This is a genomic window from Streptomyces sp. NPDC058157, from assembly GCF_042884105.1.
GTDB lineage: Bacteria > Actinomycetota > Actinomycetes > Streptomycetales > Streptomycetaceae > Streptomyces.
Genome location: NZ_JBHVUQ010000195.1, coordinates 1 through 12,847 on the forward strand (window position 1 = coordinate 1; position 12,847 = coordinate 12,847).

The 12,847-nt window shown below is 75.0% G+C and carries 13 protein-coding genes; 6 read left to right on the top strand and 7 right to left on the bottom strand.

The window, feature by feature from the left end; translation table 11 throughout:
- Positions 1–15 precede the first annotated feature (15 nt).
- Entirely contained in the window at positions 16–789 is a 774-nt protein-coding gene (locus tag ACFVXK_RS31785; RefSeq protein WP_389618509.1) for an SDR family oxidoreductase, read from the bottom strand.
- 123 nt (positions 790–912) lie between these two features.
- Here ACFVXK_RS31785 and ACFVXK_RS31790 point away from each other — a divergent pair, with 123 nt between their 5' ends.
- The 4 genes from ACFVXK_RS31790 to ACFVXK_RS31805 all read left to right on the top strand — a co-directional run bounded on the left by ACFVXK_RS31790 (position 913) and on the right by ACFVXK_RS31805 (position 5,341).
- Complete coding sequence (locus tag ACFVXK_RS31790) at positions 913–2,160, top strand: exo-beta-N-acetylmuramidase NamZ domain-containing protein (protein WP_389618512.1); 1,248 nt, start codon at positions 913–915, stop codon at positions 2,158–2,160.
- 99 nt (positions 2,161–2,259) lie between these two features.
- A complete protein-coding gene (locus ACFVXK_RS31795) occupies positions 2,260–3,615 on the top strand; it encodes a serine-threonine protein kinase (RefSeq protein ID WP_389618514.1) in 1,356 nt (451 codons plus the stop codon).
- A gap of 167 nt (positions 3,616–3,782) precedes the next feature.
- Positions 3,783–4,397, top strand: coding sequence for a hypothetical protein (locus ACFVXK_RS31800; protein ID WP_389618517.1), 615 nt, complete (start codon positions 3,783–3,785; stop codon positions 4,395–4,397).
- Between the two features lie 167 nt (positions 4,398–4,564).
- Positions 4,565–5,341 (top strand): 3-keto-5-aminohexanoate cleavage protein, encoded by a 777-nt coding sequence (locus ACFVXK_RS31805; protein ID WP_389618519.1) that lies wholly within the window; start codon positions 4,565–4,567, stop codon positions 5,339–5,341.
- Here the strand turns inward: ACFVXK_RS31805 and soxR are convergent.
- Entirely contained in the window at positions 5,316–5,765 is a 450-nt protein-coding gene (soxR, locus tag ACFVXK_RS31810) for a redox-sensitive transcriptional activator SoxR (RefSeq protein ID WP_389618522.1), read from the bottom strand. The two genes, ACFVXK_RS31805 and soxR, sit on opposite strands and share 26 nt — an antisense overlap.
- 91 nt (positions 5,766–5,856) lie before the next feature.
- Between soxR and ACFVXK_RS31815 the strand changes: the two genes are divergently transcribed.
- Positions 5,857–6,318, top strand: a complete 462-nt coding sequence (locus ACFVXK_RS31815) for a MaoC family dehydratase (protein WP_079425380.1) — start codon at positions 5,857–5,859, stop codon at positions 6,316–6,318.
- On the opposite strand, the gene ACFVXK_RS31820 is transcribed toward ACFVXK_RS31815, so the two are convergent.
- Complete coding sequence (locus ACFVXK_RS31820; protein ID WP_389618525.1) at positions 6,309–6,953, bottom strand: TetR/AcrR family transcriptional regulator; 645 nt, start codon at positions 6,951–6,953, stop codon at positions 6,309–6,311. The genes ACFVXK_RS31815 and ACFVXK_RS31820 overlap by 10 nt on opposite strands.
- Positions 6,954–7,036: 83 nt before the next feature.
- Positions 7,037–8,191, bottom strand: coding sequence for an acyl-CoA dehydrogenase family protein (locus tag ACFVXK_RS31825; protein WP_389618528.1), 1,155 nt, complete (start codon positions 8,189–8,191; stop codon positions 7,037–7,039).
- 76 nt (positions 8,192–8,267) lie between these two features.
- On the opposite strand from ACFVXK_RS31825, the gene ACFVXK_RS31830 reads away from it, so the two are divergent.
- The gene (locus ACFVXK_RS31830) at positions 8,268–8,942 is read left to right on the top strand and encodes a TetR/AcrR family transcriptional regulator (RefSeq protein ID WP_389618531.1); all 675 of its coding nucleotides are present in this window, start codon (positions 8,268–8,270) and stop codon (positions 8,940–8,942) included.
- A gap of 553 nt (positions 8,943–9,495) precedes the next feature.
- Here the strand turns inward: ACFVXK_RS31830 and ACFVXK_RS31835 are convergent.
- The 3 genes from ACFVXK_RS31835 to ACFVXK_RS31845 all read right to left on the bottom strand — a co-directional run.
- On the bottom strand, positions 9,496–10,575 hold the full coding sequence (locus tag ACFVXK_RS31835; protein WP_389618533.1) for a Zn-dependent alcohol dehydrogenase: 1,080 nt from the start codon (positions 10,573–10,575) through the stop codon (positions 9,496–9,498).
- Positions 10,576–10,653: 78 nt separating this feature from the next.
- Complete coding sequence (locus tag ACFVXK_RS31840; RefSeq protein WP_389618536.1) at positions 10,654–12,066, bottom strand: aldehyde dehydrogenase family protein; 1,413 nt, start codon at positions 12,064–12,066, stop codon at positions 10,654–10,656.
- 106 nt (positions 12,067–12,172) lie between these two features.
- Positions 12,173–12,847, bottom strand: a 675-nt coding sequence (locus ACFVXK_RS31845; RefSeq protein WP_389618538.1) for an SLC13 family permease, incomplete at its 5' end; no start/stop codon positions are given.

A 12,847-nucleotide genomic window follows, 5' to 3' on the forward strand; every position in this document is an offset into this window, starting at 1 on the left:
CGGCGGGGGTGTCCGTCACGAGGTTTCCCATTTCCGCTGGAGGTGGTTCATCGCGCCCAGCCACCGCTCGGGGTCGCTCGCGCGCCCGGCGTAGTAGTCCGCCACCTCGGGGTGCGGGAGGATCAAGAACCGGCCCTTCTCCATGCCGTCGAACAATGCCTCCGCGACCGCGTCCGGCTCGATCGCGGTCGGCGCCAGGACGAGTTCGCCCGCCGAGCCCGCGGCGGTCAGCATGTCGGTGCGCACGCCCTGCGGGCAGACGGCGTGGACCCGCACGCCCCGGTGGCGATAGGTCAGCGAGAGCCACTCCGCGAAGGCGAGGGCACCGTGCTTGGTGACACTGTACGGCGCCGCCCCGATCATCGTGAGCAGTCCGGCGGCCGAGACGGTGGACACGAACCGCCCTTCGCCCCGCTCCAGCCAGTCGGGCAGCAGGGCCCGGGCGGCGCGCACGTGGGCCATGACGTTGACGTCCCAGGCCGCCTCCCAGACGGCCTCCTCCGCGAAGGCGTCGCCGCCCGAGGCGAGTCCGGCGTTGGCGCAGTACACGTCCACCCGCCCGCCGAGGGCCTCCCGCGCCTGCGCCACGACCTCCGAGGCGTCGCCGGGGACCGCGACCGCGCGGGCGCCGATGGCGGCGGCCACGGCGGCGGCCCGGTCCGCGTCGAGGTCGTTGACGGCGACGGTGGCGCCCTCGGCGGCGAAGCGGCGGGCGAGGGCCGCGCCGATGCCGCCGCCCGCGCCGGTGACGACGACTCGCTGGTCCTGGTACGCGTTCACGGGGATCACCTTTCACCGCTGCTGCCCGACGGGCCCGGGCCCGTCGGGCCACCGGATCCCGGTCCTGGATCCCGGGCAGACTAACCAGTCGGTATGTCGGGGCGGAAGGGGTCCGCGCCGCAGCATGGCGGGATGACGGTGTCGCGACGCGGGCTGCTGGGACTGGCAGGGGCAGCCGGGGCCACGAGCGCGGTGGGGGCGGGACGGCCCGCCGGGCCCCCGCCGCCCGGCCGGGTGCGCACCGGGTTCGAGCGGCTGGCCGCCGACGGGTACGCCGAGCTCGCCGGGCAGCGGGTCGGGGTGGTCACCAACCCCACGGGGATCACCGCCGACGCCCGCCACCTCGTCGACGTGATGCACGCCGACCGGCGGGCCGGCCTCGTCGCGGTGTTCGGACCGGAGCACGGCTTCCGGGGGACCGCGCAGGCGGGCGGCTCGGAGGGGTCCGGGCGGGATCCGGCGACGGGGCTGCCCGTGTACGACACGTACGGCAAGAGCGGGAAGCAGCTCGCGGACCTCTTCACCGCGGCGGGGATCGACACGCTCGTCTTCGACGTCCAGGACGTCGGCGCCCGCTTCTACACCTACGTCTGGACCCTCTACGACTGCATGCGCGCGGCCGCGCTGGCCGGCAAGGCGGTCGTGGTCCTGGACCGGCCCAACCCGGTCGGCGGCCTGCGGGCCGCCGGGCCCGTGCTGGAGCGGCCGTACGCGAGCTTCGTGGGCCGGGAGCCGGTCGCGCTCGCACACGGGATGACGGTGGCCGAGCTGGCCCTGCTGTTCGACGGCGAGTTCCTGGGGAGCGCCGGGCCCCGGCTGCGGACGGTGGCCATGGAGGGGTGGCGGCGGGGCTCCTTCTTCGGGGAGACGGGTCTGCCGTGGGTGCCGCCGAGCCCCAATGTGCCCACCCCCGACACGGCGCTCGCGTACGCCGGGACCTGCCTGCTGGAGGGCACCACCCTCTCGGAGGGCCGGGGTACGACCACCCCGTTCGAACTGGTCGGCGCGGAGGGCGTCGACCGGCGGTGGGCGGAGGCGGCGAACGGGCTGGGGCTGGCCGGGGTGTGGTTCCGGGAGGCCTGGTTCACCCCGTCCTTCTCCAAGCACGCCGGGAAGGTGTGCGGCGGGGTCCGGCTGATCGTGCACGACCGGGAGGCCTTCGACCCGGTGCGGGCGGGGATCGGGCTGCTGGTCACGGCGCGGCGGGTGTGGAGCGGGTTCGGCTGGCGGGCCGACCACTGGATCGACCGGCTGACCGGTTCCGACCGGGTGCGGACGCTGGTGGACGCGGGGGCGGGGGTCGAGGAGGTGGTGGGCGACTGGGCGGCGGGGCTGGCCCGGTTCGCGGCGGTGCGCGAGGAGTACCTGCTGTACCCGTGAGCCGCCCGCGAATGCCCCCGTCACGGGTCTTTCCGTCGTGGCCCGGCGGCGGGATGCTGCGACCGACCCGGGGCACGGCTCGCGCGGAAGGGGGACGTCATGGCGGACGGCGGAGCGGGGATCGGGGTCGGACCGTACCAGGAGCTGACCTTCGACGCGCAGGGGGACGTGGACCCGGCGACGCGGGCGGCGGTGGCCCGGATGGAGGCGACGGACCTGCTGGTCTTCGCCCACGGGTGGAACAGCGACCGTTCGACGGCGACACGGTTGTACGACCGCTTCTTCGCGCCATTTCCGGGGCTGGTGGGGTCGGGGGTACGGCTGGGATACGTGGGCGTGGTCTGGCCGTCGATGCGGTTCTCCGACGAGCCGATCCCGGACTTCGACCCGCACGCCGCGCTCGTGGGGGCGGGTGCCGGCGCGGACGCGGCCGGCGGTGCGGGAGCGGCCGGCGGGACCCCCCTGGACGCGGACACGCGGGCGGCGCTGGGCGGGTTCTGGCCCGGCCGTGAGGCGGAGCTGGACCGGGTCGCGGTGCTGCTGGCGCAGCGGCCGGAGTCGGAGGCGGCGTTCGCGGAGTTCGGGGCGCTGGTGCGGGAGCTGGTGGGGGCGGGGCCGGGCGGGCCGGGGGCGAGCGGGGCGTCCGGGGTGCCGGACGTGTTCGCGCTGGACCCGGTGGTGGTGTGCCGGGCCCTGACCGCCGCCCTGGCGGAGGCGACCGCCGCGGCCGGGGCCAGGGAGGAGGGGGACGGGCCGGGCGCCGCGGGGCCGGCCTTCGCGCCCGGTGACGGGCTGCGCGCCCTGTGGGGCGGGGCCAAGGAACTGCTGCGGCAGGCCACGTACTACGAGATGAAGAAGCGGGCCGGGGTGGTCGGCGAGCACGGGCTCGGACCGGTGCTGACGGACCTCGCGGGGCGGCGGCCCGCCCTGCGCTTCCACCTCGTCGGCCACAGCTTCGGGGCGCGGGTGGTGTCGTTCTCGCTGCGCGCCGTACCGCAGGGGGCCCGCCACGTGAAGTCGCTGACGCTGCTCCAGGGGGCCTTCTCCCACTACGCATTCAGCGAGCGGCTGCCCCACGACCCGGGCCGCGGCGGTGTCCTGCACGGGCTCCAGAGCCGGGTGGACGGACCGGTGGTGGCCTGCCATTCCTCCCACGACTCGGCCCTCGGGGTGTTCTACCCCCTCGCGTCCCGGATGGCGGGGGATTCGGCCGGTCTGCTCGGCTTCGACGAACGGTGGGGCGCGATCGGTCACGACGGGGTCCAGGCGGTGCCGGGCACCCCGCGGCTGACCTTGGACGGGGCCCTGGCCGGGGGGCTCCCGGGGACCGGCTGCGCCAGTGTGGACGCGGGCTCCGTGGTCCGCCGGGGCGGTCCTCCGTCGGGGGCGCACAGCGACATCTGCCACGAGGAGCTGGCCCGGATCGTGGTCGGCGCGGGGCGCATGGGGCGCTGACTTCCGGCCATGTGCCACCCGCACGCCTCGACCGCCCCCGCATGCGCCCGCATCCACTCGGGCATGTTGGGCACGTCGGGGCGGGGCGCTTCGTTCTACGCGGTGACGCGGCGGTGCGGAGCGCGACGGGCGGATACGGGCAGGGGTCTGGCGGAGGTGAAGGTACGGTGGCGGGTTTTCGGAGTCTGGCCTACCAGGTGCGCGACGCGCGCAACGACCGGGCCCTGCGGCGCCATTCGCTGCGCCGCTGCCTGGAGCGGTTCGCGCCCTACGGGCACCGGGCGACGTGGTGGCACCTGTGCGACCGGCACGGGATCGCCCCCGAGGACCGGGGCGCGGATCCGCTGCGGCTGGTCGCGGCGCTGGAGGAGCTGGAGGACGCGCGGGCGGTCTGGCTGGAGTACGAGCGGCAGTTCGCGGCGCGGCGCAGACGCGAGAAGCACGACGGGGTGCGGCAGCCTGAGTGGGCGTGGGGCGGCAGCGGGGACGCCGTGGTGCGGTGCGCCGATCCGGGTGTCCGGCCGGAGGGCACGCTCGGCGAGGTGTTGAGACGGCTGGTGCGGGTGCTGGAGTCGGAGCCGGGGACGGCGTGCCCGGTCTGCGGTGAGCGGGAGCTGCGCTGGCCGTCGGCGCTCGCGGGACCGGCGGCGTGGGGCGGGGCCTGGGCGTGGGACGGGCCGGTGTGCGGGGGCTGCGGGATCGTCGTGCCCCGGCCGGCACTGGCGGAGACGGCGACGGTGCATCCGGCACTGGCGCGCCCGGCGGCGGCGGACGCGGCATGAGCGGGCGGGGCGTGGGTGGGGCGGGGTCGGGCGGGGCGGGGTCCGGCGCGGCGGAGATCGGCGCGGCAGGGTCCAGCACGGCGAAGGCCAGCGCGGCAGAGGCCGGCACGGCAGGGCCCGGCGCGGCAGGGCCCGGCGCGACGGAGGCCGGTGCGGCGGAGGCCGGTGTGGCGGGGGTGGGTGGCCTCGGCGGTGGGGCGGGGCGGGAGCCTACGCTGCAGGTCGCGCTGAACGGTTCGCGCGGGGCCGGTGACGGCGGCGCGGTGCCGTTGTCCCCGGCGGATCTGGCGGAGTCGGCGCTGGCGGCGGTCGCGGCCGGGGCCGGTGAGGTGCTGGTGCATCCCAGGACCCCGTGCGGGCGGGAGAGCCTTTCGCCCCGGGTGGTCGGGCCGGTGCTGGCGGAGTTGCGCGGCGCGGGGGTCCGCGTACCCCTGGCGGTGCCGGCGGGTGTGGCGGCCGAGCCGGATCCGGCGGGGCGCCTGGAGCGGGTGCGGTCCTGGACGGTACTGCCCGACCGGGCGGTGGTGTCCTTCGCCGAGGCGGGGGCCGAGCCGTTGGGGAGGGCCCTGCTGGAGCGCGGGGTGGCGGTGGACGCCGTGGTCCCGCTGGGCGGCGGTGCCGGGGCGGAGCCGCTGGCCCGCTTCCTGGCGTGGAGCCCGCCGGGGTTCGGGCGGGTCCGGCTGGTGGTGGAGCTGGCGGAGGCCGACCCGGCGCTGGTGGCCGGGCTGCGCTGGCTGCCTCCGGTGCCGGTCGTGCTGTACGGGCGCGAGGGCGCGGCCTGGCCCGTGCTGCGGCTGGCCGCGCGGTGCGGTGCGGGCGCGCGGATCGGGGTCGGGGAGGTGCTGTCGCTGCCCGACGGGCGGCCGGCCCGGTCGAACGCCGAACTGGTCGCGGCCGCCGTGCTGTTGTGGGGCCGGGTCAGGACGACAGCCGGGAACCGCTGAGCTTCTGTCCGAAGGCGTCGTCGGGGTTGGACAGCGCGCAGTTCTTCATCGAGAGGCAGCCGCAGCCGATGCAGTCCGACAGGTGGTCGCGCAGCCGGCTGAGCCTGCTGATCCGCTCGTCGAGTTCGGCCCGCCAGGCTTCCGACAGCTGCGCCCAGTCCTCCCGGGTGGGGGTGCGCTCCTCGGGCAACCGGGCCAGCGCGTCACGGATGTCGGCCAGCGGGATGCCCACGCGCTGCGCGGCGCGCACGAAGGCGACGCGGCGCAGCGTCGCACGGGTGTAGCGCCGCTGGTTGCCGGCGGTGCGGCGGCTGCTGATCAGGCCCTTGGTCTCGTAGAAGTGCAGGGCGGAGACGGCCACTCCGCTGCGCGCGGACAGCTGCCCGACGGTGAGTTCGTGGACGTTCTCGTGAATCTGCGGCACAGGTCCGAGGGTAGCCGCAGGTCCGTTGACAGACGTGTCGCCCCCCACCATGCTGAGCAAGCGCTTATTCAGCGGGAGACAGGGGCAGGGCATGACCGAACCGAGGATCTTCACGTCCGCCGAGGAGTTGCACGCCGCGATCGGCGAGCCGCTCGGGCCGAGCGGCTGGCTGGAGGTGGACCAGAAGCGGATCGACCTCTTCGCGGACGCGACCGGCGACCACCAGTGGATCCACGTGGATCCGGAGCGGGCCGCCGCCGGTCCCTTCGGCTCCACCATCGCGCACGGCTACCTGACGCTGTCCCTGCTGCCGAGCCTGGTGCCGCAGGTCATGCGCGTCGAGGGGATGCGGATGGGCATCAACTACGGCCTGGGCAAGGTCCGTTTCCCCGCGACGGTGCCCGTCGGCTCCCGGCTGCGCGCCACGGCCGTGATCACGGAGGTCACCGAGGCGGGCGGCGGCGTGCAGGTCGCGGCGACGGTGACGGTCGAGCGCGAGGGCGGCGAGAAGCCGGTGTGCGTGGCGGAGTCGCTGTCCCGCTACTACTTCTGAGCGGTCCCGGCGGCCGGGCGCGCGCCCACCATGCGCAGGACGAGGTCGGAGTAGAGGGCGCCGACCTCGTCGGGCGTGCGCCGCCCGTCCGCGTTGAACCAGCGGGCCACGTCGATGCACAGGGACAGCACGGCGAGGGTGGTTCCGGGCACGTCGGGGACGTCGAACTCCCCCGCCCGCACCCCGTCGGCGAGGATGCGCCGCACGGCGGCGTCGCTGCGGCGGCGCAGGGCGACGATCTCCGAGCGGTGCTCGGCGGCCAGGGCGTCGAGCTCGTACTGGACCACGCGCGCGGTGGTGTGGTGCGCGGCGTGCCAGCGCACGAAGGACCGGACGGCCGCGTCGAGCCGCTCGGCCGCCGCGCCGGGGGCGGAGGCGGCGGACTCCAGGATCTCCAGGGCCTTGTCGTGCCCGATGCGGCTGATCCGGTGGAGCAGCTCCTCCTTGGTCTTGTAGTGGATGTAGAGGGCGGCCGGGCTCATGCCGGCGCGCCCGGCGATGTCGCGGGTGGTGGTCGCGTGGTAGCCGCGCTCCGCGAAGGCCTCGACGGCCGCGACGAGCAGCCGCCGCGCGGCGTCCGGGGTGACCTCCGACCACGCCTGGTAGCCGTCGGTGGTCTCCGCCGCGCTGTCCATCGCTCACCCTCTCCGCCCTGTAGGAAGGGAACAGCTTACCGGAGGGTGAGCAAGCGCTTAGGAACCGTGCCGCGGGGCGGGGCTCAGAAGGCGGAGACACCCGTGAGGGCCCGGCCGATGAGCAGCTTCTGGATCTGGCTGGTGCCTTCGTAGAGGGTCATGACGCGGGCGTCGCGCAGCAGCTTCCCGGCCGGGTACTCGTCGACGTAGCCGTAGCCGCCGTGCACCTGGAGGGCGTTGGAGGCGGCGCGCACGGCAGCCTCGGAGGCGAAGAGTTTGGCGGTGGAGGCCTCGGTGGCGAAGGGTCGCCCGCGGTCGATGAGGTCCGCGACCCGCCAGGTGAGGAGCCGGGCGGCGTCCACGTCGACCGAGATGTCGGCGATCAGTTCCTGGACGAGCTGGTGGTGGGCGATGGGCTTGCCGAACTGTTCGCGCTGCCCGGCGTACGACACGGCCGCGTCCAGGGCCGCCTGGGCGATGCCGACGCAGCCGGCGGCCACCGACATCCGGCCCTTGGCGAGGGCGGACATGGCGACGGAGAAGCCCTTGCCCTCGGGGCCGAGCATCGCGGAGGCGGGGACGCGGACGCCGTCGAGGGTGAGTTCGGCGGTGGCCTGGCCGCGCAGGCCGAGCTTGCCGTGGACCTCGCGGCGGGTCAGGCCGGGGGTGTCGGTGGGGACGAGGAAGGCGGAGATCCCGCGGTGGCCGGGGTCGGCGGGGTCGGTCCGGGCGAACAGCAGGACCACGTCGGCCCAGGTCCCGTTGGTGATGAACATCTTGCTGCCGGTGATGACGTACGCGTCCTCCTCGCGGACGGCACGGGTGGTGAGGGAGGCGGCGTCGGAGCCGGTGCCGGGCTCGGTCAGGCCGAAGCAGCCGAGGGCCTCGCCGGAGCAGAGGCGGGGCAGCCAGGACCGTTTCTGCTGCTCGGTCCCCCAGGCGGCGACGGTCTTGGCGACCAGGCCGAGGGAGACGGAGACGATGCCGCGCACGGAGGAGTCGCCGCGGCCGAGCTCCTCGGTGACCAGGGCGTAGGAGAGGTGGTCGCCGCCGGAGCCGCCGTATTCCTCGGGGACGGTGAGGCCGAGGAAGCCGACGTCCCCGAGCTTCTTCACGATCGCCTGGTCCACGCTCTCGGCGCGGTCCCACTCGGCGGCGTACGGGGCCACCTCGCGCTCGGTGAACGCACGGGCGAGCCGGCGTACGGCCTCCTGCTCCTCGCTGAGCTCCAGGTTCACGGGGTCCCTCCGGGGCGTGGGGCGGGGTTTAACTACCAGCGCTAGTTTCTGGCCGGCAGGGCCTACTATGTGGCGCATGGCCAGACCGCGCAAGCCCCTCCTCAGCCGCGACCGCATCGTCGAGGCGGCGGGGGAACTGGTGGACGCGGAGGGGCTGGAGGCCGTTTCGACGCGGCGGCTGGCGGCGGCGCTCGGGGTGAGCGGGCCGTCCCTCTACAACCACTTCCGGACGAAGGACGCGATCCTGGAGGCGGTGGCGGACGCGGTGAGCGCGCGGGTCGACCTGTCGATGTTCGACGGGGTCGCCGGGGTCGCCGGCCGCTCCGACTGGCGGGCGGCCCTGCACGCCTGGGCGCACTCCTACCGTGCCGCCCTCGCGGACCACCCGAACATCGTCCCGGTACTGGCCCGCGGCCCGGGCCGCCGTCCGGCGGGACTGCGCCTGGCGGACGCGGTGTTCGGCGCCATGACGGCGGCGGGCTGGCCCCCGGCCCACGCGACCCGGATCGGCGCCCTGATGCGGTACTTCATCCTGGGCTCGGCGGTGGCCTCCTTCGCCCGGGGCTTCGTGGACGACGAGACCGCCTACGACCCGGCGGACTACCCCCACCTGGGCCAGGCCCACCTCCTGGCGGAGCGCCGGCACGAGGTCGACGAGGGCGCCTTCGAAACGGGCCTGACAGCCCTCCTGGACGGCCTGACCCTCCAGTGGAACTCCCTCCACCCCAAAGACCGCCCATCCGAAACCTGACCCCCGGCCCCGCCACCGTCCGAGGCACGGGACCCCAGCCCTTCCCAGCCCCGCCGGCACTTGAGGCGCGGGGCCGAGGCAGAGCCCCTAATCTCCTCGGCCCCGCCGGCGCTTGAGGCGCGAGGCCAGGAGCAGAGCCCCAGACCTTCCCAACCCCGCCGGCGCCTGGGGCCCGGGGCCAGGGGCGGAGCCCCAGACCTTCCCAACCCCGTCGACGCCTGGGGCGCGGGGGCAGGGGCAGAGCGCCAGACCGTCCCAGCCCCGCCGGCACTTCAGGCACGGGGCCAGGGGCGGGGCCCCAGACCTTCCCAACCCCGTCGACGCTTGAGGCGCGGGGGCAGGGGCGGGGCCCCAGACCTTCCCGGCCCCGCCGGCACTTCAGGCACGGGGCCAGGGGCAGAGCGCCAGACCGTCCCAGCCCCGCCGGCGCTTGAGGCGCGGGGCCGGGGGCGGGGCCCCTGGAAACGGTGAAAGGGCGGGGCGGGGAGTAGCTACGCGCAGCACCCACCCCGCCCCGCCCCAGCCCAGCCCAGCGCAGCGCAGCGCACCGGCGCTAGAACACGACCAGCGACCGCCCGCCCTTGCCGGCGAGCATCGCCTCGAACGCGGCCGGAATCCCCTCCAGCCCGATCCGCTCGGTGACCATCGCCCCCAGATCCAGCCGCCCGCCCCGGACGTGGTCGGCGATCACCGGCAGGTCCCGCGCCGGATCGCTGTTCCCGTACACGCACCCGCTGAGCGTCCGCGCGAAGTGGAAGATCTCCAGCGCGTGGAAGCTCACCCGCTGCTCCTTCCCCCCGATCCCGACGACCGTCGTCCGCCCGCCCCGCCGTGTCGATTCCCACGCGGTGCGGATGGTCTCCGCCCGGCCCACGCACTCGACGGCGACGTCCGCCCCCTGCCCGCCGGTCAGCGCACGGATGTCCTTCGCCGTGGTCTCCGAGGCCAGGACGAACTCGGTGGCCCCGGCGGCCCGCGCCAGTTCCTCCTTGGCCGGGGAGACGTCGACGGCGACGACCGGCCCGGCCCCGGCGATCCGCGCCGCCTGGAGGGCGGCGAGGCCGACCCCGCCGACGCCGAACACCGCCACCGACTCCCCCGCCCGGACCCGGGCGCTGTGCCGCACGGCCCCGTACCCGGTCAGCACGGCGCAGCCCAGCAGCGCGGCCTCCTGGAGCGGGATCCCGGCGGGCGCGGGCAGCACGCAGTTCGCCGCGACGACGGTCTCCTCGGCGAACGCGGCGACGTTCAGCCCGGGGTGCAGTTCCACGCCCTGCGCGTCGTGGGCGTAGACGGCGCCGACCCCGGACAGGGCCTTGGCGCAGAGCCAGACCTCGCCGATCCGGCAGTGGTGGCACTCCCCGCAGGACGGCGCCCAGTTGAGCACCACCCCGTCGCCGGGGGCGACATGGGTCACGCCCTCCCCGACGGCGAGGACCGTCCCCGCGCCCTCGTGGCCGAGGACGGCGGGGACGGGCACCCTCATGGTGCCGTCGGTGAGGGAGAGGTCGGAGTGGCAGACCCCGGCGGCGGCGAGCCGCACCCGGACCTGCCCGGGTCCGGGATCGGGCAGCACGATCTCCCGTATCTCCAGCGGGGCTCCGACGGCGGGCAGGATGGCGGCGCGGACCATGGTCGTCGTCTCCGTGTCGTGTCTTCGGGGGCCGGACAACACCCCCGGGCGGGTGCGGGCGTTCGGCTCGGGAGGGGGTCAGAACTGCAGGGACTTGGTCTGGAGGTACTCCCCCAGACCGTGCGGGCCGAGCTCGCGGCCCACTCCCGACTGCTTGTAGCCGCCGAAGGGGGCGAGCACGTTGAAGCGTCCGCCGTTGATGTCCACCTGTCCGGTGTCCATGCGGCGCGCGAAGGCCACGGCCGTCTCGGCGTCCGCCGCCCACACCGCGCCGCCCAGCCCGTAGACGGTGCCGTTGGCGATCCGCAGGGCCTCCTCCTCGTCCTGGTAGGGCAGGATCGCCAGCACGGGGCCGAAGATCTCCTCCTGGGCGATGGTCATCTCGGGGGTGACGTCGGCGAAGACGGTCGGGGCGACGAAGTACCCGCTCTCCTGGGGCGCGTCGAGGCCGCCCGCGACCAGGCGCGCGCCTTCCTCCACGCCCTTGGCGATGTATCCCCGGACCCGGTCGCGCTGCTTGGCGTTGACGACCGGCCCGAGGCGGGTGCCCGGGTCGCGGGGGTCGCCCGAGGGGTACTTGGCGACGGCGGCGGCCGCGAGGGTGACGGCCTCCTCGTACTGGTCCCGGTGGACGAGCATGCGGGTGAGCGCGTTGCAGCTCTGGCCGGTGTTGTTCATGACGTGTCCGACGCCCGCCGCGACGGCCTTGGCCAGGTCGGCCCCGGGCAGGATGACGTTCGCCGACTTGCCGCCGAGCTCGAGGGCGACGCGCTTGACGGCGGCGCCGGCGATGGCGCCGATCTTCTTGCCGACGGCGGTCGAACCGGTGAAGGAGACGAGGTCGACCCCTTCGTGCTCGGCCAGCGCCTGGCCGGCGACCGGGCCGGTACCGGTCACCAGGTTGAAGACTCCGGCCGGGATGCCCGCCTCGTGCACGGCTTCGGCGAAAAGCTGTGCGGTCAGCGGGGTGTCCTCGGCCGGCTTGAGGACGATGGTGCAGCCGGCGGCGAGAGCGGGTGCCACCTTGGCAACGACCTGGTGCAGGGGATAGTTCCAGGGGGTGATCGCCCCGACCACGCCGACCGGCTCCATGAACACGGTGGAGTGTCCGAGCCGTTCCTCGAAGGAGTACGAGGCGGCCAGTTCGGCGTACGAGGAGGCCACCGCGATGGGCGCGCCGACGTGCACGGCCTCCGCGAAGCCGAGCGGGGAGCCCAGTTCGGCGGTGACGGTCTCGGCGATCTCCCCCTTGCGGGCGACCAGCACGTCCCGCAGGGCCCCGATCAGCGCGGCGCGCTCGGCCGCGGGGGTGGCCGCCCAGCCGGGGAAGGCGGCGCGGGCGGCGCTCACGGCGGCGTCCACGTCCTCGGCCGTACCGGCCGGGACACCGGCGATGACCTGCTCGTCGGCCGGGTTGACGACCTCTATCCGGCCGGTTCCGGCGGCGGGCCGCCACTCCCCGCCGATGTACATCCCGTCGTGGGCCTTCATCGCATTCCTCCCGAGCACGCACGAGCGCGTAGACGCGCGGACCTGACGTCCGGACCACCCTACAAACTAGCGCCGGTAGTTTTCGGATGGCCAGGGGTCCCGGGGGTCAGATGATGCCGAAAAGCATCCCCGCCCCGAGGACCACGAGGGAGGTGAGGGCCGCCCATTTCACGGTGAACCGGGTGTGGTCGCCGAACTCGACCCCGGCCATGCCGACGAGCACGTATACGGCCGGAACCAGCGGGCTGGACATGTGCAGCGCCTGTCCGACCAGGGAGGCACGGGCGATCTCGAGCGGGGAGACGCCGTGGGCCGCGCCCGCCTCGGCCAGGACCGGCAGGACGCCGAAGTAGAAGCCGTCGTTCGACATGAAGTAGGTGAGGGGCAGGCTCAGCAGGCCGGTGACCAGGGCCATGTGCGGGCCCATGCCGTCGGGGATGGCGCCGACCAGCCAGTCGGCCATGTGCTTGACCATGCCGGTGCCGGAGAGGACTCCGGTGAAGACGGCGGCCGCGAAGACCATGCCGGCGACGTTGAGCACGTTGTCCGCGTGGGCGGCGATCCGGGCCTTCTGGTCGGGCATGTGCGGGAAGTTCACCGTGAGGGCGAGGGCCGCGCCGAGGAGGAAGAGCACCGGGATGGGCAGCAGCTCCATGATCATCGCGGTGAGCAGGGCGGCGGTGAGGGCCGCGTTGAACCAGTAGAGGCGGGGCCGCAGGGTCGGGCGGTGGGGGTCCAGCCCCTGGACGTCCTCGGGAGCCGGCGCGGGGCCCTCGGGGGC